This window comes from Arthrobacter sp. TJ-270 (assembly GCF_058269075.1).
The window spans coordinates 144025-163924 of the sequence record NZ_JBZCNB010000007.1 but is presented as its reverse complement, the minus strand read 5'-3'; the positions used below and the strand labels follow the sequence as shown (position 1 = coordinate 163924).

General features: G+C 64.1%; 14 protein-coding genes. 7 read left to right on the top strand and 7 right to left on the bottom strand.

Annotated elements, in window-relative coordinates; genetic code table 11:
- Nucleotides 1-20: 20 nt before the first annotated feature.
- On the bottom strand, nucleotides 21-848 hold the full coding sequence (locus AC4D2M_RS13670) for a ParA family protein (RefSeq protein ID WP_490892439.1): 828 nt from the start codon (nucleotides 846-848) through the stop codon (nucleotides 21-23).
- A 231-nt stretch (nucleotides 849-1079) separates the two neighbouring features.
- On the opposite strand from AC4D2M_RS13670, the gene AC4D2M_RS13665 reads away from it, so the two are divergent.
- The 3 genes from AC4D2M_RS13665 to AC4D2M_RS13655 all read left to right on the top strand — a co-directional run bounded on the left by AC4D2M_RS13665 (nucleotide 1080) and on the right by AC4D2M_RS13655 (nucleotide 7394).
- Nucleotides 1080-4481 carry a pyruvate carboxylase gene (locus AC4D2M_RS13665; RefSeq protein WP_490892438.1) on the top strand — a complete coding sequence of 1134 codons (3402 nt, stop codon included), beginning with the start codon at nucleotides 1080-1082 and terminating at the stop codon, nucleotides 4479-4481.
- 93 nt (nucleotides 4482-4574) lie between these two features.
- Nucleotides 4575-5978 (top strand): MinD/ParA family ATP-binding protein, encoded by a 1404-nt coding sequence (locus AC4D2M_RS13660; RefSeq protein WP_490892437.1) that lies wholly within the window; start codon nucleotides 4575-4577, stop codon nucleotides 5976-5978.
- 3 nt (nucleotides 5979-5981) lie between these two features.
- Nucleotides 5982-7394 carry a mycothione reductase gene (locus AC4D2M_RS13655; RefSeq protein WP_490892436.1) on the top strand — a complete coding sequence of 471 codons (1413 nt, stop codon included), beginning with the start codon at nucleotides 5982-5984 and terminating at the stop codon, nucleotides 7392-7394.
- 6 nt (nucleotides 7395-7400) lie between these two features.
- On the opposite strand, the gene AC4D2M_RS13650 is transcribed toward AC4D2M_RS13655, so the two are convergent.
- The gene (locus tag AC4D2M_RS13650; RefSeq protein WP_490892435.1) at nucleotides 7401-9221 is read right to left on the bottom strand and encodes an AMP-dependent synthetase/ligase; all 1821 of its coding nucleotides are present in this window, start codon (nucleotides 9219-9221) and stop codon (nucleotides 7401-7403) included.
- Nucleotides 9222-9377: 156 nt separating this feature from the next.
- On the opposite strand from AC4D2M_RS13650, the gene AC4D2M_RS13645 reads away from it, so the two are divergent.
- On the top strand, nucleotides 9378-10508 hold the full coding sequence (locus tag AC4D2M_RS13645; RefSeq protein WP_490892434.1) for an ROK family glucokinase: 1131 nt from the start codon (nucleotides 9378-9380) through the stop codon (nucleotides 10506-10508).
- A 15-nt stretch (nucleotides 10509-10523) separates the two neighbouring features.
- Here the strand turns inward: AC4D2M_RS13645 and AC4D2M_RS13640 are convergent, their stop codons facing one another.
- The gene (locus AC4D2M_RS13640) at nucleotides 10524-10982 is read right to left on the bottom strand and encodes a hypothetical protein (protein WP_490892433.1); all 459 of its coding nucleotides are present in this window, start codon (nucleotides 10980-10982) and stop codon (nucleotides 10524-10526) included.
- On the bottom strand, nucleotides 10979-11743 hold the full coding sequence (locus AC4D2M_RS13635; RefSeq protein WP_490892432.1) for an alpha/beta hydrolase: 765 nt from the start codon (nucleotides 11741-11743) through the stop codon (nucleotides 10979-10981). The genes AC4D2M_RS13640 and AC4D2M_RS13635 overlap by 4 nt, the downstream gene beginning before the upstream one ends.
- Before the next feature lie 168 nt (nucleotides 11744-11911).
- On the opposite strand from AC4D2M_RS13635, the gene AC4D2M_RS13630 reads away from it, so the two are divergent.
- Both AC4D2M_RS13630 and AC4D2M_RS13625 read left to right on the top strand, forming a co-directional pair.
- Nucleotides 11912-12850 (top strand): lysophospholipid acyltransferase family protein, encoded by a 939-nt coding sequence (locus AC4D2M_RS13630; protein WP_490892431.1) that lies wholly within the window; start codon nucleotides 11912-11914, stop codon nucleotides 12848-12850.
- Nucleotides 12851-12914: 64 nt separating this feature from the next.
- Nucleotides 12915-14285 carry a class II 3-deoxy-7-phosphoheptulonate synthase gene (locus AC4D2M_RS13625; protein ID WP_490892430.1) on the top strand — a complete coding sequence of 457 codons (1371 nt, stop codon included), beginning with the start codon at nucleotides 12915-12917 and terminating at the stop codon, nucleotides 14283-14285.
- A gap of 47 nt (nucleotides 14286-14332) precedes the next feature.
- Here the strand turns inward: AC4D2M_RS13625 and AC4D2M_RS13620 are convergent, their stop codons facing one another.
- Both AC4D2M_RS13620 and AC4D2M_RS13615 read right to left on the bottom strand, forming a co-directional pair.
- Nucleotides 14333-16441 carry a Stk1 family PASTA domain-containing Ser/Thr kinase gene (locus AC4D2M_RS13620; RefSeq protein ID WP_490892429.1) on the bottom strand — a complete coding sequence of 703 codons (2109 nt, stop codon included), beginning with the start codon at nucleotides 16439-16441 and terminating at the stop codon, nucleotides 14333-14335.
- 93 nt (nucleotides 16442-16534) lie between these two features.
- Entirely contained in the window at nucleotides 16535-18097 is a 1563-nt protein-coding gene (locus tag AC4D2M_RS13615) for a LysM peptidoglycan-binding domain-containing protein (RefSeq protein ID WP_490892428.1), read from the bottom strand.
- A 269-nt stretch (nucleotides 18098-18366) separates the two neighbouring features.
- Between AC4D2M_RS13615 and AC4D2M_RS13610 the strand changes: the two genes are divergently transcribed.
- Nucleotides 18367-18720: an Rv2175c family DNA-binding protein gene (locus AC4D2M_RS13610; RefSeq protein ID WP_490892427.1), complete on the top strand. Its 354-nt coding sequence runs from the start codon at nucleotides 18367-18369 to the stop codon at nucleotides 18718-18720.
- A gap of 8 nt (nucleotides 18721-18728) precedes the next feature.
- On the opposite strand, the gene AC4D2M_RS13605 is transcribed toward AC4D2M_RS13610, so the two are convergent.
- Nucleotides 18729-19838 (bottom strand): polyprenyl synthetase family protein, encoded by a 1110-nt coding sequence (locus tag AC4D2M_RS13605; protein WP_490892426.1) that lies wholly within the window; start codon nucleotides 19836-19838, stop codon nucleotides 18729-18731.
- Between the last annotated feature and the right edge of the window lie 62 nt (nucleotides 19839-19900).

Genomic DNA, 19900 nt, shown 5'->3' with positions numbered 1-19900 from the left:
TCGGTGGGCGCGCAGCGGCGTTAGCGGCGGGCGACGCGGTTGCGCATGCGCCCGGAGTCCAGCAGGGCGCGCAGCAGGTCGTCAAAGTACCCCGCTGCCTGCTTCGCTGATTCACCGGGCCAGTGGTGCACTGCATGCGCTGCACCCTGGATCTGCTGCCAGTTGGCCTGCTCCGTGATGGTGGGGCTGAGCAACAGATCACCGAACATCTGCTTCATTTCGCTCAGCCGGAAGGTGTGCTCGTTTGAACCGGTGCGTACCCGGTTCGCCACGATTCCGGCAGGCGCGAGATTCGGTGCGAACTCGTTCTTGAAAAGTTCAATGGCACGCATGGTGCGCTCTGTGCCGGCCACGGAGAACAGGCCGGGTTCGGCAACGAGCATGACCCTGTTGCTTGCAGTCCAGGCAATGCGGGTGAGCCCGTTCAGGGATGGGGGGCAGTCAATCAGCACAAGACGGTACCCCTCAACGCGACCCAGCAGCATGGAGAGCCGCCGCAGATCCCGCTTGCCGAGGTCGGGCCGGTCATAGATGCCCGAGTAGGCGGAACCCATCGCCACGTCGAGCACGGGCGTCACAGTGTTCGAGCTGCGCTTGAGAGCGTTATTGACCCAACCGCTCGGCACAACGTTGGCGGCGAGGTCCCCCCGACGGGCATTTTTCAGCAGGCGGCCGATATCAGTCTGCTCGTTTGCCTGAACCCCAAGACCGGTGGTGGCGTCCGCGTGCGGATCAAGGTCGACAACAAGTGTGGGAATCCCTGCGGACAATGCCGCGGATGCCAGTCCCAGGGTGACCGAGGTCTTGCCGACCCCACCTTTGAGGCTGCTGATGCTCACTACTTGCACTTGTTGAACCAATACCTAACGTTTGAGATGCTACAGATCGCAGGATCGTTCGTCCCCGCACACCTATTCATCATAGGTGGACCCATAGACCGCACGGACACGGCTCGGCGGACGGGCGCCAAGTCGAAGAATTACCGGCATATGACTACAAATTTCTGTGACCAGAAAGACCAAATGTAGGCTGGGCACGCTAAGTCGTCGTTCCATCGACCCGCAGGACGCAGGAGAGCAATGTTCTCGAAGATTTTGGTAGCTAACCGAGGCGAGATCGCCATTCGTGCGATGAGGGCGGGTTATGAAACCGGTGCCAAGACCGTCGCGGTATTTCCTCATGAGGACCGCAATTCGATTCACCGGCAGAAAGCGGACGAGGCCTACCTCATTGGGGAGGAAGGCCACCCGGTCCGTGCGTACCTTGATGTGGATGAGATCGTCCGGGTAGCCAAGGAAGCGGGGTGTGATGCCATTTATCCCGGCTACGGCTTCCTGTCCGAGAACCCGAATCTGGCACGCGCAGCCGCCGACGCCGGCATCACCTTCGTGGGCCCGCCGGCTGAGGTGCTGGAACTGGCCGGTAACAAGGTCCGCGCACTGGAAGCGGCGAAAAAGGCGGGCATCCCGGTCCTGAAGTCCTCCCAGCCGAGCTCGGATCTTGAGGAACTCGTTGCCGCAGCGGATGAGATCGGGTTCCCCATCTTCGCCAAGGCCGTAGCCGGAGGCGGTGGCCGGGGCATGCGCCGGGTAGACAACCGCAAAAACCTGCGTGAAGCCCTCGAGGCGGCCATGCGTGAGGCAGACTCCGCATTCGGCGATCCGACCATGTTCCTCGAACAGGCGGTGCTGCGTCCCCGTCACATCGAGGTTCAGATCCTCGCCGACGCCGAGGGCAATGTCATGCACCTCTTCGAGCGGGACTGCTCACTGCAGCGCCGCCACCAGAAGGTCATCGAGATCGCGCCGGCACCGAACCTGGACGAGGACATCCGGCAGGCCCTGTACCGTGACGCCGTCGCGTTCGCGAAGGCCCTGAACTACGTCAATGCCGGCACAGTCGAATTTCTCGTCGACACCGTCGGTGAGCGCGCAGGCCAGCATGTGTTCATCGAGATGAACCCGCGTATCCAGGTCGAGCACACCGTGACGGAAGAGGTCACCGACGTGGACCTGGTCCAGTCCCAGCTGCGCATCGCGGCGGGGGAGACGCTGGCGGACCTTGGCCTGTCGCAGGACTCCGTGCGGCTCAGGGGTGCTGCCCTGCAGTCGAGGATCACAACCGAGGACCCCGCCAATGGGTTCCGTCCCGACGTTGGCAAGATCACCGCGTACCGGTCCGCCGGCGGCGCGGGTGTTCGACTCGACGGCGGCACCGTGTATGCGGGCGCCGAGATCAGCCCCCACTTCGACTCCATGCTGGTCAAGCTCACCTGCCGTGGCCGGGATTATGAGTCCGCTGTGCGGCGTGCGCGCCGTGCGCTGGCGGAGTTCCGTGTGCGTGGCGTCTCCACCAACATCTCTTTCCTGCAGTCGGTCCTCGATGATCCGGCGTTCATTGCGGGGGACGTGGCAACGTCGTTCATTGACGAGCGGCCGGAGCTCCTGACCGCAAGGGTCCCGGCTGACCGTGGAACCAAGCTTTTGAACTGGCTCGCTGACGTCACGGTCAACAAGCCCAATGGTGAACTCACGGTTGAGCTTGATCCGGCGGAGAAGCTGCCCAAGGTCACTGGGACGGAGCTGCAGCCGGGATCGCGTCAGCGGCTTCAGGAGCTCGGTCCGGAGGGCTTCGCGGCCGAGCTGCGCGCCCAGACCGCGCTGGCGGTCACCGACACCACCTTCCGCGACGCGCACCAGTCCCTGCTGGCCACCCGTGTTCGCACCCGTGACCTCGTCGCGGCGGGCCGGGCGGTCTCAGTCAAGACCCCGGAACTGCTGTCAGTGGAAGCCTGGGGCGGGGCAACGTACGACGTCGCACTCCGCTTCCTGGGCGAGGACCCTTGGGAGCGTCTGGCTGCGCTGCGCCGGGAGATCCCGAATATCTGTCTGCAGATGCTGCTCCGCGGCCGCAACACCGTGGGCTACACACCGTACCCCGAGGCAGTCACCAAGGCATTCGTGGAGGAAGCAGCCGCCACGGGGATTGACATCTTCCGCATCTTCGATGCCCTCAATGATGTTTCGCAGATGGAGCCGGCCATCCGCGCTGTCCGTGACACGGGAACCGCCGTGGCTGAAGTGGTGCTGTGCTACACCTCGGACATGCTGGACCCCGAGGAAAAGCTTTACACCCTGGATTACTACCTTGACCTGGCACAGCGCATCGTTGACGCCGGAGCGCATATCCTTGCGATCAAGGACATGGCGGGCCTGCTGCGCCCGGCTGCGGCAGCGAAGCTTGTTACGGCCCTGCGCGAGCGGTTCGACCTCCCGGTCCACCTGCATACCCACGACACGGCCGGCGGCCAGCTGGCGACACTGCTGGCGGCCTCGAACGCAGGGGTCGACGCCGTCGACGTCGCCAGCGCCTCGCTCGCCGGTACCACCAGCCAGCCCTCCGCCTCGGCATTGGTCGCTGCTCTAGCTCACACCGAGCGCGACACCGGCATGTCGTTGGAGGATGTCAGCTCCCTCGAGCCGTATTGGGAAGCCGTGCGCCGAGTCTACGCACCGTTCGAGTCCGGCCTGCCGGGCCCCACGGGCCGCGTCTACCGGCACGAAATCCCCGGCGGCCAGCTCTCCAACCTCCGGCAGCAGGCCATCGCCCTCGGCTTGGGTGAGCGGTTCGAGGCCATCGAGGACATGTACACGGCTGCTGACCGGATGCTCGGCCGGCTCGTGAAGGTAACGCCGTCCTCGAAGGTCGTCGGCGACCTCGCCCTCCAGCTTGTCGGGTCCAACGTGGATCCTGCCTCGTTCGAGGAGAACCCGCAGAAGTACGACATTCCCGACTCCGTCATCGGCTTCCTCAGCGGTGAACTCGGGGACCCGCCCGGAGGCTGGCCGGAACCGTTCCGGACCAAAGCACTGGAGGGCCGCACCGTCAAGGTCCGCGACGCCGATCTGAGCGCCGAGGACCAGCAGGCGCTGGATGGGGACCCCGCAACCCGCCGCGCAACGCTGAACCGGCTCCTGTTCGCCGGGCCTACCAAGGACTTCCAGGCCACCCGCAACACCTTCGGTGACGTGTCGGTGCTGGACACCCGAGACTACCTGTACGGCCTGCAACAGGGTGGCGAGCACGTCATCCAGCTTGAAAAGGGCGTCCGTCTCATCGCCACGCTCGAAGCCGTCTCCGACGCCGACGAGAAGGGCATGCGCACCGTGATGTGCACGCTGAACGGGCAGATGCGTCCCGTCGTCGTGCGTGACCGCAGCATTCACACCGACGTCAAGGCCGCAGAGAAGGCTGATTCCACCCAGCCCGGCCATGTGGCCGCCCCGTTCGCCGGGGCTGTCAGCCTCGGCGTGGCTGAAGGGGACACCGTTCAGGCCGGTGACACAGTGGCAACCATCGAAGCAATGAAGATGGAAGCCGGTATCACCACCACCGTCGGCGGCACGGTCAAGCGGCTCGCGATCGGCGCCGTCGAACAGGTACAGGGCGGAGACCTTCTCCTGGTGATCGACCCCGCCTGAACCTGACTGCGTCCTCAGGGCGGAGCCTGCGCTAAGGTGATGCAGAATCCACCTGCAGCACCTGCTGCGGGCATTACCCGAGCGTGAGGAATCATGGCCAACGAGAAAGTGCCGGTAGGACAGTCCACGGAGCAGGGCACTGCTCCGCAGGAACCCGGCGAGACCGTGAATGACCAGGGCCACCCTGAAACCGGGACGGCCGGCGGTGAAGTGGAGACACAAGCCGACACGGAAGCGGCCGAGGAAGCCGCTGAGGAGTACACATTGAGCTCCGAGGACGACGACGCGGAGCCGGGTAGCGCTGGTACACCCGGTCCCGCTGTCCCTCAGGCTCCGGTACCGGACCGCTTGCCGCACATCGGAATCACTTCCGCCACGGAAGGGCAGTTCGAGGGACAGCACCCCACTGATCCTGCCGATCTCACCCTCGCCGACAGCGACATCAGGATTTCCGACGATGAGGAGGGGACCGGGTGGATGCCCTCGGGCGGGCCCGCCAACGAGGTGCCACCGGCACCCCAGGCGGTTACTCCGGCTGTTACTGATCGGAGCGCCCGCCGGGACAAGGGCGAAGGCCCTGAGCCGGCGTCGTCGCTGACCGCGGACCGGCTATTGACTTCACAGCGCCGCGCTCCTGTCGGTGGATGGCGTTTCTGGCTGTACAAAGCGACCTTCGGGTACCTGAACCTGGGCGACTCCGACGCAGTGCGGATCCGTCGTGCCCTCGAGCACCGGGTGAGCGTCCGGTTGGGGGAGCGGACCCGGTACGTTCCGGTACTCTCCCGCAAGGGCGGGGTCGGCAAGACCACTGTGACAACCCTCCTCGGGATGGCGTTGGCCGAGATCCGCGAGGACCGGATCATCGCCATGGATGCGAATCCCGACCGGGGAACGCTCTCGGACCGTTCGCCCGGCAAAGCGGAGTTCACCGCACGCCAGCTGGTGCAAAACCGGTTCATGGTGGATTCCTTCGCCCAACTGTCGAGCTATGTCGCCCGTGAGGGGTCTCGCCTGCACGTCCTCGCTTCCGATACTGATCCGACGGTTGCCCAGGCCTTCGACGACGCCGACTACCGCGCGGTCACCGACATCCTCGGCCGGTACTACTCCATCGTCCTTACTGACTCCGGCACCGGCATGGTCCACTCCGTGATGAAGGGCACCCTGGAGAAAGCCGACGCCGTCGTGCTCGTCTCCGGTGGGAGCGTTGACGAGGCGCGCCTGGCCTCCGAGACGCTTTCATGGCTCGAAGCGCATGGCCAGCATGAGCTGGTGGAGAAAGCGATCGTCGTGGTCAATATGTCGTCCGGGAACCGCACCGAAGTGAACGTCGAGGAGATCGAGGAACACTTCAGGTCCCGTGTCAGCACCGTGGTGCGCATTCCGTATGACCGACACCTCGCCGAAGGCTCCCGCGTGGAACTCTCCAAGCTGCAGCCCCGGACGCGGGACGCCGTGGTTGAGCTCGCAGCGCTCGTCGTGGATCAGCTGCACTGATTCGTGGTTCACTACGATCTGGCGATCATCGGTTCCGGCTCCGGAAACACGATCATCACGCCTGAGTGGGACAACAAGATGATAGCGGTCATTGAAGGCGGAACCTTCGGGGGAACCTGCCTGAACGTGGGATGCATCCCCACCAAGATGCTCGTCTACCCGGCGGACCTTGCGCGCGCCGCCGACGAGGCCGGCCGGCTTGGCGTCGACCTCCGGCACACCGCAACACGCTGGACAGACCTGCGGGACCGGATATTCACCCGCATCGACAGCATCTCCGAGGCTGGTCGGGTGTACAGGGCGGACGAACTGGACCACGTGGACCTCTTCGAGGAGGAAGTCCGTTTCACCGGTGAGCGCACTCTGGTCACCGGTTCCGGTGCGGTGATCACGGCCGATCAGGTGGTCATATCAGCCGGCTCCCGCCCGGTTGTACCGGGAATTCCGGGGCTTGACCTCCCGCAGGTCCACACCTCCGACACCGTCATGAGGCTGGCCGAACAGCCTGCGCGCATGCTCATCATCGGCGGCGGATACATCGCTGCCGAGTTCGCGCACATCTTCTCCTCCCTCGGTACCGAGGTGACCCTCGCCGTCCGGTCCGGCCGCATGCTGCGTTCCCTCGACGACACCCTCTCCGAACGTTTCACAGACCGTGCACGGTTGCAGTGGAATGTCCTGACCAGGCACCAGGTGAGTCGGGTGCACAGTAATGCCGACGGGTCGGTGACGGCTCTGCTGACCGATCCGGATGGCACGGAAGTGGCGGTGGAGGCCGACGTCGTACTGGTAGCGACCGGACGTACACCGAACAGCGACCGGGTGGGCGCTTCGGACGTCTGTTTCGATCGGACCGGTGACGGTCGGATCGCGGTTGATGCCTTCCAGCGGGTGCTGCGACGGGGCGAGCCCGTTCCTGGTGTGTGGGCGCTCGGAGACATCTCGAGCCCTTTCCAGCTCAAGCACGTAGCGAACCATGAGGCCCGTGTGGTCTCCCACAACCTGCTCCACCCGGACGCCCTGCACGCCAGCGACCACCGGTATGTCCCGGCAGCCGTGTTCACCCACCCGCAGATCGCAACGGTCGGTCTCACTGAGGAACAGGCACTGAAACGGGCGGAAAAGACCGGATCGCGCCTTGCGGTTGCAGTTCAGCAGTACGGATCAACGGCGTATGGCTGGGCAATGGAGGACGCGACCGGGATTGTGAAGGTCATTGCTGAGGAGGACACAGGCATCATCCTCGGAGCGCACATCATGGGCCATGAAGCCTCGAACCTCATCCAGCCGATTATCCAGGCGATGCACTTCGGCCTGGATGCGTTCACCATGGCCCGGGGCCAGTACTGGATACACCCGGCGCTGAGCGAGGTGGTGGAGAACGCCCTGCTTTCGCTGCGGGCGCCCTCCACCTGAGGTTGGTTATCCCGCCGGCTGCGTGCGGGGCTGCGAGTAGATCTCATCGACCACCGAGGAGTAGTCCTTGAGCACCTGCGCGCGCTTGATCTTCATCGAGGGCGTGAGGTGGCCGCTCGCCTCGGTGAAGTCCTGCTCAACGACACGGAAGACCTTGATGGCTTCCGCTTGCGAAACCGACTCGTTGGCGGAATCCACGAGAGCCTGAATTTCCGCCTCGACCGCGGGGTGACGGGCCGCTTCAGCCATGGTGGTTTCAGCCGGAAGGTCGTGCCGCTCGAGCCACCCGGGCAGAGCTTCCTCATCGAGGGTGATCAGCGCTGAGATGTATGGCCGCTGGTCTCCGACTACAACGCACTGGGACACGAGCGCGTTGGCACGGATTGTGTCCTCAAGCTGTGCCGGGATGACGTTTTTCCCGCCGGCGGTCACAATGATTTCCTTCTTGCGGCCGGTGATGCTCAGGAAACCGTCCTCATCGAGCTGCCCGATGTCGCCGGTGTGGAACCAACCGTCGGTGAAGGCTTCCTCCGTGAGGTCGGGCCGCTTGAAGTAGCCCTTCAGAACCGAGACTCCCTTGGCGAGAATTTCGCCGTCGTCCGCGATCTTGACCGCATTGCCGGGCAAGGGAGCGCCGACGCTGCCGATCTTGATCTTCTGCGGTGTGTTCACCGAAATCGGAGCGGTGGTCTCGGTCAGTCCGTAGCCCTCGAGCACCATCAGGCCAATGCCGTGGAAGAAGTGGCCCAGGCGGTCGCCCAGCGGTGCACCACCGGACACGGCGTGCTGCACCCTGCCGCCCATCGCGGTTCTGATCTTGCCGTAGAGCAGCTTGTCGAAGACGGCGTGCTTGATCTTCAGTCCGAGACCTACCTTGCCGGCCTGGTCCGCCTTGGACCAGGCGATCGCAACGTCGGCAGCGGCGTGGAAGATCTTGCCCTTGCCGCTGTCCTCGGCCTTGAGCATCGAGTTGTTGTAGACCTTCTCGAACACGCGCGGGACGGCCAGGATGAAGCTCGGCTTGTAGCTCTGCAGGTCGGGGAGCAGGTTCTTCACGTCAGGCGTGTGCGCAACCGTGGCGCCTGCTGCGACGCACAGTACGGAGATGAACCGGGCGAAGACGTGAGCCAGGGGGAGGAACATGATGGTCTGCGCGCCCTCGTGGGCGACCTCGGGCAGCGACGCGGCGGCGTTTTCGGACAGTTCCACAAAGTTGCCGTGCGTAAGTTCGCAACCCTTCGGCTTTCCGGTGGTCCCCGAGGTGTAGATGATGGTCGCGATATCGTCCAGGTCCGCGATCAGGCGGCGCTCCTCAAGCGCTGCATCGTCGATGCCGGTTCCTGCTGCCCGAAGAGTGTCCAACCCGCCGCCGTCGAACTGCCAGACCTCCCGGAAGGCATCCAGGTTCTCGGAAGCGACCGCCTGGCGGACGACGTTCTCGTGCCGGCCGGATTCAACGAAGGCGGCGAGGGCGCCCGAGTCACCGAGGATCCAGGCAACCTGCGACGGAGAGGAAGTTTCATACACAGGCACGGACACGGCGCCCGCGAACCAGATGGCGAAATCCACCAGCGCCCACTCGTACCGGGTGCGCGCCATGATGGCCACTCGATCGCCAGGTCCCACACCGTTCGCCATCAGACCTTTGGCGATTGCGCGAACATCGGAAAGGAATTCCGTGGCGCGGATATCGGACCATTGCCCGGAGGCATCCTTGGTGGCAAACAGGGCAGGATTACTGGCTTTCTCGGCCTGCTTCACCACCAGATGAGTGGTGTTACTGTCCCGAGGGACCTGCACTTTGACCGGAACGCTGATTTCGCGCACGGGAATCTCCTTTGATATTCGTCACATCCTGCGAGATTTTTCTAGCCTATAGCTTTTCCGGTCGCTCTTACTCTCCAGTAATGTACGAAACGGTAACGGTGAACCGTTGCATTCGGCGCGGCACAGTCCCAGAACGACGGCGGGAGGCCGGCATCCATGCAGATGGAACCAGATGAGGGCGCCACAGCGGGCGGATTCCGCCGCGGCGCCGGGAACCGTCGGCCACTCCGCGCGCCGCAAGCGGCGAGCTCCCGATACGCTGCCCGGCCCCTTCGTGCACGTGGCCTCGCGATCGGCATAGATATCGGCGGAACGAAGGTGGCGGCCGGCGTCGTCGACCCCGACGGTACGATCGTCGCCTCGGCCCGGCGGGAGACACCCGGCCAGAATGCGCGCGCAGTGGAATCGGTCATCGTTGACCTCGTGCGCGAGCTCGGGCGCGGTCGCCGTATCCGTTCGGTGGGAATCGGTGCGGCTGGATGGATGGACCTGGACAATGGGACCGTGCTGTTCAGCCCTCACCTCGCGTGGCGCAACGAACCCCTGAGGGCCAACCTCGAGCAAGCCCTGCGCCGGCGCGTTACCGTACTCAACGATGCCGACGCCGCTGCCTGGGCTGAATGGCGTTTCGGCGCAGGCCGCGGCGAGCCGCGGCTCGTGCTCATCACGCTGGGCACCGGAATAGGTGGCGCCATGATCATGGACGGCGTGCTCGAACGCGGACGCCATGGCGTGGCAGGGGAATTCGGTCACCAGATCATCGTCCCCAACGGGCATCGTTGCGAGTGCGGCAACCGCGGATGCTGGGAGCAGTACGCCTCAGGCAACGCGCTCGGACGTGAAGCCCGGGAGTTGGCCACAGCGAACTCGCCGGTTGCACAGACCCTGCTGCACGAAGTGGGCGGCGACGTTGACGCCATCACCGGCGCGGTGGTCACCCGGCTGGCTCTTGAGGGCGACCCGGTGTGCCGGGAACTGATTGACGACGTCGGGCAGTGGCTCGGACTCGGCCTCGCGAACCTTGGAGCCGCACTGGACCCCGGGACCTTCGTCATTGGTGGCGGACTCGGGGCGGCCGGACAACTCCTGATCGACCCGGCGCGGCGTGCCTTTGAACGGAACCTGACCGGGCGCGGCTTCCGACCCGCGGCGAAAATCACCTCGGCTGCCCTGGGCCCGGACGCAGGGCTCGTCGGCGCTGCGGACCTATCCCGCATCCGGTATCGACCGCTATTGGGCAGGCCGTACGGCACCCTGTCGTCAAGCCGCTTCAGCGAACGGCGCTGAGCCGCCGGCAGGTAGTCAGACTTCCGCGCCGTCGTCGTCGTAATCGCGTGTCTTCGGGAGACGGAAAATCAGGAAGGTCACGCTCGCAATGAAGATGGCGACGATGCCCAGCATCACCGTGGTGGACGCCGACCGCCAGAACATCGCGATCAGCAGCAGCGTAACGGGACCGCCCACCGCGCCCAGCCAGGCAAGCACCACGAGGGGATCACCCACCCCCAGCGGGGGAGGCTCGGGGGGCTGGTAGGAGCCGTCATCGTCCTCCTCGGGTGCGGAGTAATCCCGTGGGCCGGCGGGAACCTGTGCCGGTTGGCCCTCGAAGATCGCCCGCACACGTTCCTCGTCCGAGGATGCAGGGTCGGATGACTGCCGCTCGGGCAGTTCGCTGCTGGGCGTTTCCTCCAGACGTGCGACGAGGTCCTGCCAAACGGCGTCGTCAGTGGACTCGTTGGGGTCCTGTGCTCGGGGACTCATGCGGTAGTTCCTGCCGTCACATGCTCGATGAATGCTGCGGAGCGCTCGAAGATGAGCTCCTGGTCGTGGTCCATGGTGGCCACGTGATAACTGTTCTCCAACCGTATTATCTCCAAGTCTGCACTCCCTATGCGCCGCTGCAGAACTTCGAGGCTGCTCTCCGGGACAATCCGGTCGGTATTTGACCGGAACACCAGCGTGGGCGCCGTGACTTCGGGGAGACGGTCGGTGGTGTCACGGAAGAGCCGCACAAGCTGATGAACGGACGCAACCGGCGTGCGGGCATAGGCCCGCTCGTCCACGCCTTCCTTGCGGATGTCGTTGCCGATCGCCGGGACGGATTTGAGCAGATACTTCAATACGCCCACATAGCGTGCGCGCGGATCGGCCATGGTGAGGCCGGGATTGACGAGGACGACGCCGGCCACCGGTTCGAGCGCCGCCAGCCGAAGAGCAAGCGCACCGCCCATCGACAACCCCGCCACTACAACCGAGTCTGTCTCAACCGCGAGCTCCTGGTAAGCAGCTTCGACTCCCTTGTACCAGTGCTGCCACGGCGTTCTGGCGAGCTCCTGCCACGTGGTGCCGTGACCTGCAAGCAAGGGCAGCCGCACCGCGAAGCCCTGGTCCGCAAGGTACCGCGCCCATTCGATCATGCTCGCAGGCGAGCCGGTGAAGCCATGACTGAGAACCACGCCAACCCGTGCGCGGCTGCCCGAACCGTTGGAGGAGAACGCTGCAAGAGCGGGATCAGCCGTCATAGTTTCAATGGTGTCACCGCGGTCGGCACACTGCCAGTGAGATCCCGCACACCGTCCGCCCTTAGAGTAGTGTTCCAAGAAGCCCGTTAGCGGAACGCATGGTATTTGCCTGTTTCCAGATAATCGGAACATCCACGCAGGAAGGCTGGCAGAGTGTTCTACTGGATCATGAAGCGGATCTTTATCGGTCCCCTTGTGAATCTCTTGTTCAGGCCGTGGGTCAAGGGCCTGGACAACATTCCGGCAACGGGTGCAGCTGTGATCGTGAGCAACCACCTGTCCTTCTCGGATTCCATATTCCTCCCCCTCGCGGTGCCGCGTCCCGTGGTTTTCCTTGCCAAATCGGAGTACTTCACCGGTAAGGGCCTGAAGGGAAAACTGACCGCAACATTCTTCAGGCTCTCCAACCAGTTGCCGATGGACCGCTCCGGCGGTGCAGCATCGGCGACCTCGCTCTCCGCGGGTGAAGCGGTGCTGAACTCCGGTGGTGTGCTGGGCATCTACCCCGAGGGGACGCGAAGCCCGGACGGCCGGCTGTACCGCGGCAAAACCGGCGTGGCAAAACTGATTCTCGCAACCGGAGTGCCGGTCATACCGGTAGCCATGATCGGCACCGACAAGGTGCAGCCCATCGGCCGGCGGATCCCGAATATCCGACGCGTGGGCATCATCGTCGGTGAACCGATGGATTTCAGTCGCTACGCCGGAATGGCCGACGACCGCTTCGTCCAGCGTTCCGTTACCGACGAGATCATGTACGCGCTGATGAGGCTCTCCGGCCAGGAGTACGTTGATGTCTATGCCAGCAGCGTCAAGGAACGTCTGGCCGGTGCCAAGACGGCGGGCAAGAAGACCGGGAATAAGACCGAGCGGCCCGCTGATCCGACGCGTCAGGCTGCCGTTCGGCTGGAAGGCTCCAGGCCGGCGAACGCTGTGCCGCCGTCGTCGGACACCTCCCTGCCCCCAAGCGTTGACAGTCCCTTGCCGGGCGAAGTCCGCACGGTCGGGCGTGAGCCGGCCGAAGCCGACGACGATGGACATTCTCGTGCCCATCCTAAAAAGACCAGGGTAAAGCGTGACGGCGATCCCAGCAGCCGTGCTGTGTGACGCAACGGGCCGCTGAATGACAGCAGGGTCCGTCGTCGTCCTGTGGAGCCATTACGCTTAAGTAGTGACCGAAACAACCTTGACCTCCGCTCCCCATTCAGCAGTACCCGAACAGGGGCTGGACAATTGGCGGGAGTTGGCAATCTCGCAGCAGCCCAGCTGGCAGGATGCCGCGGTGCATCGGTCTGCCATGGCGGAGCTTTCGATGCTCCCGCCGTTGGTATTCGCGGGCGAGGTGGATGTGCTCCGCGAAAGGCTTGCTGCCGCTGCGCAGGGCAAAGCATTCCTCCTCCAGGGAGGCGACTGCGCGGAAACGTTCGACGGCGCCACTGCTGACAAGATCAGCGCCCGCGTGAAGACCATCCTGCAGATGGCGGTAGTGCTCACCTACGGTGCTTCCCTTCCCGTGATCAAGATGGGCCGCATGGCCGGCCAGTTCGCCAAGCCGCGTTCATCGAATGACGAAACCCGTGAAGGCGTGACGCTGCCCGCCTACCGCGGTGACATGGTGAACGGATATGAATTCACTCCGGAGAGCCGTGGACACGACGCATCCCGGATGGTGCGCGCCTATCACACCTCCGCATCCACGCTGAACCTCATCCGGGCGTTCACCCAGGGCGGCTTCGCGGATCTGCGCCTCGTTCATCACTGGAACAAGGGTTTCACGGCCAACCCGGCCCACTCGCGCTACGAATCGCTTGCACGCGAGATCGACCGCGCTGTCCGTTTCATGGAAGCGTGCGGAGCCGACTTCGACGCCCTGACGCGCGTCGAGTTCTTCGCCAGCCATGAGGCGCTGCTGCTCGAGTACGAGCGTGCGCTGACGCGCACTGACTCACGGACGGGCCTGCCTTATGACACCTCCGCCCACTTCCTGTGGATCGGCGAGCGTACCCGTGACATCGATGGCGCCCACATCGATTTTCTTTCACGCCTCCGGAACCCCATCGGCGTCAAGCTCGGTCCGGGCACCTCACCGGATGATGCGCTGGCCCTGATCGACAAGCTCGATCCCAACCGGGAGCCGGGGCGCCTGACGTTCATCACGCGCATGGGTGCCAAGAACATCCGTGAGAAGCTGCCAAACCTCGTATCGCGGGTGACCGACTCCGGTGCGCAGGTCCTCTGGGTGACCGACCCGATGCACGGAAACACCGTCACTTCCCCGAACGGGTACAAGACCCGCAATTTCGACGACGTCATGGACGAAGTGCGCGGATTCTTCGAGGTGCACAATGAGCTGGGCACGTTCCCCGGTGGGCTTCACGTCGAAATGACCGGTGACGACGTCGCCGAGTGTCTCGGCGGAGCAGACCCGATCGATCAGGAAGCCTTCCTCGACCGGTATGAGTCAGTATGTGACCCCCGTCTGAACCACATGCAGTCCCTGGAGATGGCCTTCCTCGTGGCAGGCGCGCTGTCGCGGCGCTGACCGTGACACCCACCGAAGGCGGACGAACCGGCCGCCTTCGGTGACTTTCAGGTCACCGTGATGGTGACCGTTGACCCCTCGGGATGTTCGCCTGTCAGGTCCTGTCCGGCGACCAGTCCCAGCACCGGACGCCCGAATGCGTAGTCCACTTCAACAGTGAATCCGGCCGCTTCCAGCTCGGCGATGGCCTCTGTTTCCGGATCGGAGAATACGTCCGGTACCGGAAGGATGCGGGGTCCGGCGGACAGTGTCAGCGTGACCGCCCCGCCGGGCCGCAGTTGCCCGTCCGCAGGGCTCTGCGCGAGGACGGACCCGGCTGGCACCTCGACGTCATTGACCGGCTCGGGAGCCGTAACGGCTGCGAGCCCGGCACGCTCCACAGCGCTGACAGCTTCATCCTCGGGAAGTCCTACGACCGAGGGCACAGCGACCGGCTCAGGACCCTGTGAAACCACCAAAACCACGGGTGTCCCTGCTGCGACCGGTTCACCCGCCGCAGGCGCAGTCGCGATGACTTCGCCTTCGGCGACAGAGTCGCTGAACTGGCGCGTCACCTCTTCCACGTCGAAACCGGCCGCAACGAGGGTGGCGGCCGCTGTTGCCTCGGCAAGCCCGGCAACCGCGGGCACCGGGGAAAGTTCAGGACCCAGGGAAACGAGCAATTGTATCTCCTCCCACGGCCGAACGGGAGTGGAGGCGTCCGGGTCACTGGCGATGACAAGTCCCTCTGCGACGGTATCGGAGTGAACCTGCTCTGCGCTCGACGCCAGTCCGACCTCCGTGAGCAGTGCTTCCGCCGAACTCACCGATCTGCTGGAGACATCCGGAACGGCCACGAGCGCACCGGGTCCGACACCGAAGAACCAGCCGGCTGCAGCGGCCAGAAGCGCAAGAAGGGACAGAAGGATGATGAGGAGAGCATTCCGGCGGCGCCCGCTGCCTGACCGCAGAGACTTCTCCGGCCGCTGGGCAGCCTTTGCCTGCTCTTTCCGGTAGGTCTTGAAATCCCGGGCCGCAAGCTTCTCGCGTGCGGCGGCGTCCATTTGCCGCTCGGGCATGGATCCGGCAACCGGGGTGGAGCGAAGAACTGCGGTGGGATTGGAGCCGATGCCGACCGCGGTTGTGGGGGAGCCATGGTCACCGATGACCTCGGTTGGGTGCGGGTGCGATCCCACCGCCTCAGTGTCAGGGAAGGGGACGGCAATCACTTCTGTGTGGCCGCCGTCGTCGTCGGATAAGTCTGACGGTGTATTGCGGGCAGTCGGGGCGAGCTGGTGTTCACTGCCGAAGTCGAGTTCGGCGTCACTCAGCGTTGTCCGGATATGGCGCACCTCACCGAGAAGGGCGTTCCCATCGATGGGGCGTTCCTCCGGATCGACGGCGGTGCACCAGAGCACCAGTTCATCGAGATCTTCCGCCAATCCCGGTACGAGGGTGGAGGGCGCCGGAACCCGGGAGTTCACGTGCTGGAACGCAATCTGTATGGGAGCGTCGCCGTGGTACGGCTGCTTACCCGTGAGGAGCTCGAACAGCATGATGCCGACCGAGTAGATATCGCTGCGGGCGTCCGCCGCATTACCCGTCACCAGTTCAGGGGGCAGATACGCGGCCGTACCCACCAGCGTGCCGGTGTTGGTACCCGCGGAGATTGCGCGCGCGAGCCCGAAATCGGCAATCTTGATACCGCCTCGTTCGGCGAGCAGCACATTTTCAGGCTTTACGTCCCGGTGGATAAGCCCCGCGTCATGCGCCGCACCCAATCCCTCAATCACCGGATCAAGCATGGCGAGTGCCTGACGCGGTGTCAGGCGCCCGCGTTCCCCCAGGAGATCCCGGAGTGTCCTGCCCGGTACATACTCCATGACCAGGTAGGCGACTCCGTGGTCGGGTCCGTCCTCGATGCCCTGATCCAACACTCCTACGACATGGGGGTGGGAGAGCCTTGCTGCGGACTTGGCCTCCCGCTCGAACCGTTCCAGGAAGTGCTGGTCCTCAGCAAGGTGCGGGTAGAGCACCTTGAGCGCCACATCCCGCTCGAGGCGCTGATCGGTTGCCAGATAGACGGTCGACATGCCGCCGCGCGCCAGCCGCGAACGAACGTGGTAACGCCCGTCCACGACGGTGTCCACCAGTGAGTCTTTCGGCCGCTCGCGCACCCTTCGATACTAAGTGAAACAGCGACCGACCCCCGCACCAACACAGGTTGGTGGGGCATCGGCCGCTGTTCGGGCGCAGCAGGAATTGTGTGTTTAACGGAAGTTCTTCTGGTGGGCTTTGATAGCTGCCACGTAGTTCTTGGTATCAGCGAACATGCCGTGCGTCTTCACCGAGTACTGACCCTGGTAGTAGGACGCGATGGCGGTGTCCAGGTTGGGGCTCGACTGGATGAGCGCCTTGATGATCGCGACCCCTGCTGTTGCATTGTCATAGGGGTCAAGCAGGTTCAGTTTCCGGCCCACGAGCTCGGAGGCCCACTGACCGGACATTGGAATGACCTGCATGGCTCCGATCGCATTGGCAGGCGAGACCGCCCGCTGGTTGAATCCCGACTCCTGGTAGGAGAACGCGAGCGCCAGGCTTGGGTCAACTCCCATCCTGCGCGCAGTGTCCGCGACGATCGCCTTCATCTGCGCCTGCGAGGGTGCCGGCAGGCTGTTCAGGGTGTGCTTGTTCTTGTTGGCTTCTGCCACCAATGCGTCCGGGTAGGTGTAGTGGAGGAAGGTCGATGGGACGAGGTCAGCGGGCTTCTTCTCCGACGTCGCCTTTGACCCGCCGGGAATGGTGAGCTTCTTGCCGGGATGGATGATCGTGCTTGCGGTGAGTTTGTTGGCGGAAAGCAGCGCATTGAGGCTGACGCCGTGCCTGGCCGCGATTGCGCCGAGGGTGTCGCCGGCCTTGATGGTGTACGTGCCGCCGACCGACGGTGTGGACGGCTTCGGCGCTGCGGGCTTTTGGACGGCTGTACTTGAGCCGCCGCTCAGCTTGAGCTTCTGGCCAGGGTAGATGACCGAGGTCATCGAGAGCCCGTTCGCCGAGAGGATGGACCCAAGACTTACCTTGTGGCGCGCAGCGATTGCGCCCAGGGTGTCGCCGGGCTTGACGACATACGCGGCCGCGGAGGACGAGGTGGATGGTTTGGGTGCTGCGGGCTTGGGAGCTGCGGCCTTCGGGGCCGGTGCTGCCGAGGAACCCGAGAGCTTGATCTTCTGGCCGGGATGGATGACGGAAGTCATCGATAGTCCGTTGGCCTTCAGCACTGCTGAGAGGCTGATTCCATGGCGGGCTGCGATCGCGCCGAGCGTGTCGCCGGACTTCACCGTGTACGTGGCGGACGGTTTCTGCTTCGCGGGAGCGGCCTGCTTGGCCGGCGCCGGGACGGACGCGGAACCGGAGAGCTTGATCTTCTGGCCGGGGTAAATGACCGTACTTGCCTTCAGACCATTCGCTTTCAGGACCGCCTGCATGGCCAGCCCGTGGCGTGCGGCGATGCCGCTGATGGTGTCACCTGCACGGACAACATATGTTGCGGGGGAGCTCTGCATGGGCACAACGCGGGGCACCTGGGTCGCAACCAGGGCGGCGGGGATGACGGTTGGGGTTGAAGCAGCGGCACCCGGGATGGTCTTCATAGGCTGGTAAGCGATGTGGCTTGAGGCCGGAGCTGCGGCGGCGGGAGATGCCAGGGCAACCGAAGAGAGTACGACGGCGGGGATTGCGGCAGAAGAAACCGCGATACCTATTCCGCGGTTCCTGAATGGGGCTATACGGGTGGCTGGCACGTTCAGCGGCGATGACGGGCGCTGGGCGGTCATTGTCTGTCCTCAATCTGTGTTGGCGGGCGTTCCCCGCATGGCAGGGCAAGGAGCGCAGCAGATGCCGCCGTTATCCCCGAGACCCATGGTGCAGTTGATACACAAGTTGTTAGTGTTACCTGTGTGACTCATGTGAATCTACACCATGAGTCGCTTACCATACAGTTCAGAAATGCTCAGTATTTGCGCAGTATTGGCGTGTCGAAGATGAGTAGGTTGGGACAGCCGCTGAGTGGAGTTGGGGCCGGTAGGCGTGGCACCCTTAAGGCGTGAATACACTGGAGAATCTCGTGGGCGATTGGCTCACCCTTCCCGACGTCGCGGAAGCGCTCGATCTGTCCATTACCAAGGTCCATGGGCTGATCAATGAGCGTTCGCTGGTGTCGGTGCGCGTAACCGATCGCGGGATCCGATCGGTGCCCGCCGAATTCATCACCGATGGTCACGTTCTCGAAAGCCTCAAAGGAACAGTTGCTGTCCTTGGTGACTCAGGTTTTTCGGATGAAGAGATCATCCGCTGGCTCTTCACTGAAGACGAGTCCCTTCCCGGCCGGCCCATTGACGCGCTGAAGGAAGGGCGCAAGACCGAGATCCGCCGTCGGGCCCAGGCTATGGCGTGGTAGCTGTTCCGTCAGGCAACCCGGGTGACCGCGGCATCGGCAAGGGAAGAGAGCGCGTCCCTGCAGTGTGAATCCAGGGGGAGCGTTTCCAGGGCTTCATAGCTTGCGCGGGCACGTTTCGCGATGAGGTCTTCGACTTCATCGCGCGCACCCGTTGCGTCGATGATGCTTCGCAGGTGCAGGACTTCGTCCTCGCTCAGTCCGGCACGACCGAGCCCCTCATTCAGGTTGCTTTTCTGGCTTGAAGTTCCGACCTCGAGAGCCTTCGCAATCAGAACTGTGCGTTTGCCCTCCCGTAGATCGTCACCGGCCGGCTTCCCCGTGAGCGCCGGATCACCGTAGACGCCCAGTAGATCGTCCCTCAGTTGGAAAGCTTCTCCCAGGGGAAGCGCGAAGGATGAATAGCCGGCAAGTATCGACGGCGAGGCCCCGGCGAGCGCGCCGCCGATGCACAGTGGATGCTCAGTGGAGTACTTGGCGGACTTGAACCGCACAATGCTGAGCGCGCGCTGCGCAGCATCACGGGGCGCGCGATCCGGCCCTACCGCTTCTTCCAGCAGGTCAAGATACTGGCCGGCCATGACTTCGGTGCGCATCCGATTGAAGATGGCTCGTGCGCTGCCGATCCTCTCCGCTCTCCCGGGAATGGAAGCAAATGCCTCTTCGCTGAGTGACAGGCACAGGTCACCGGCCAGAATCGCTGCGCCTGCCCCGAAGCGTTCCGCATCGAGATGCCAACTGCCTTCGTCATGGCGGCGCTCAAACTGTTTGTGCACGCTGGGGGCGCCGCGCCTGAGATCGGAGCGGTCAATGATGTCGTCATGCATCAGAGCGGCGGCCTGGAAGAGCTCCAGTGACATGCCGGCAGTCACGACGCCGGCATCGTCCGCTGCTCCGCCCGCTCCCCGCCAGCCCCAATAGCACAGCAGGGGGCGCATCTTTTTGCCCCCGGCTGCCAGTCGTTCTACTGCATCAACGAGCACTGCGCTGTCCGCGGACACGCTCTCTAGAACGGTGCGCTGAGCGGAAAGGAAGCTCCGGGTAGCCTCTGAGAGGGACTCACGGAAGCGGTCCTGCTCATCCTGTACGTGGGTGGAAGGAGCAGCGGTACCGTCAGTCATAGGCCCAGTCTAGGCGTTCGCAACCGGTCCCTTCCGGAGTCACGCTCTACAGGCCGGCCGCC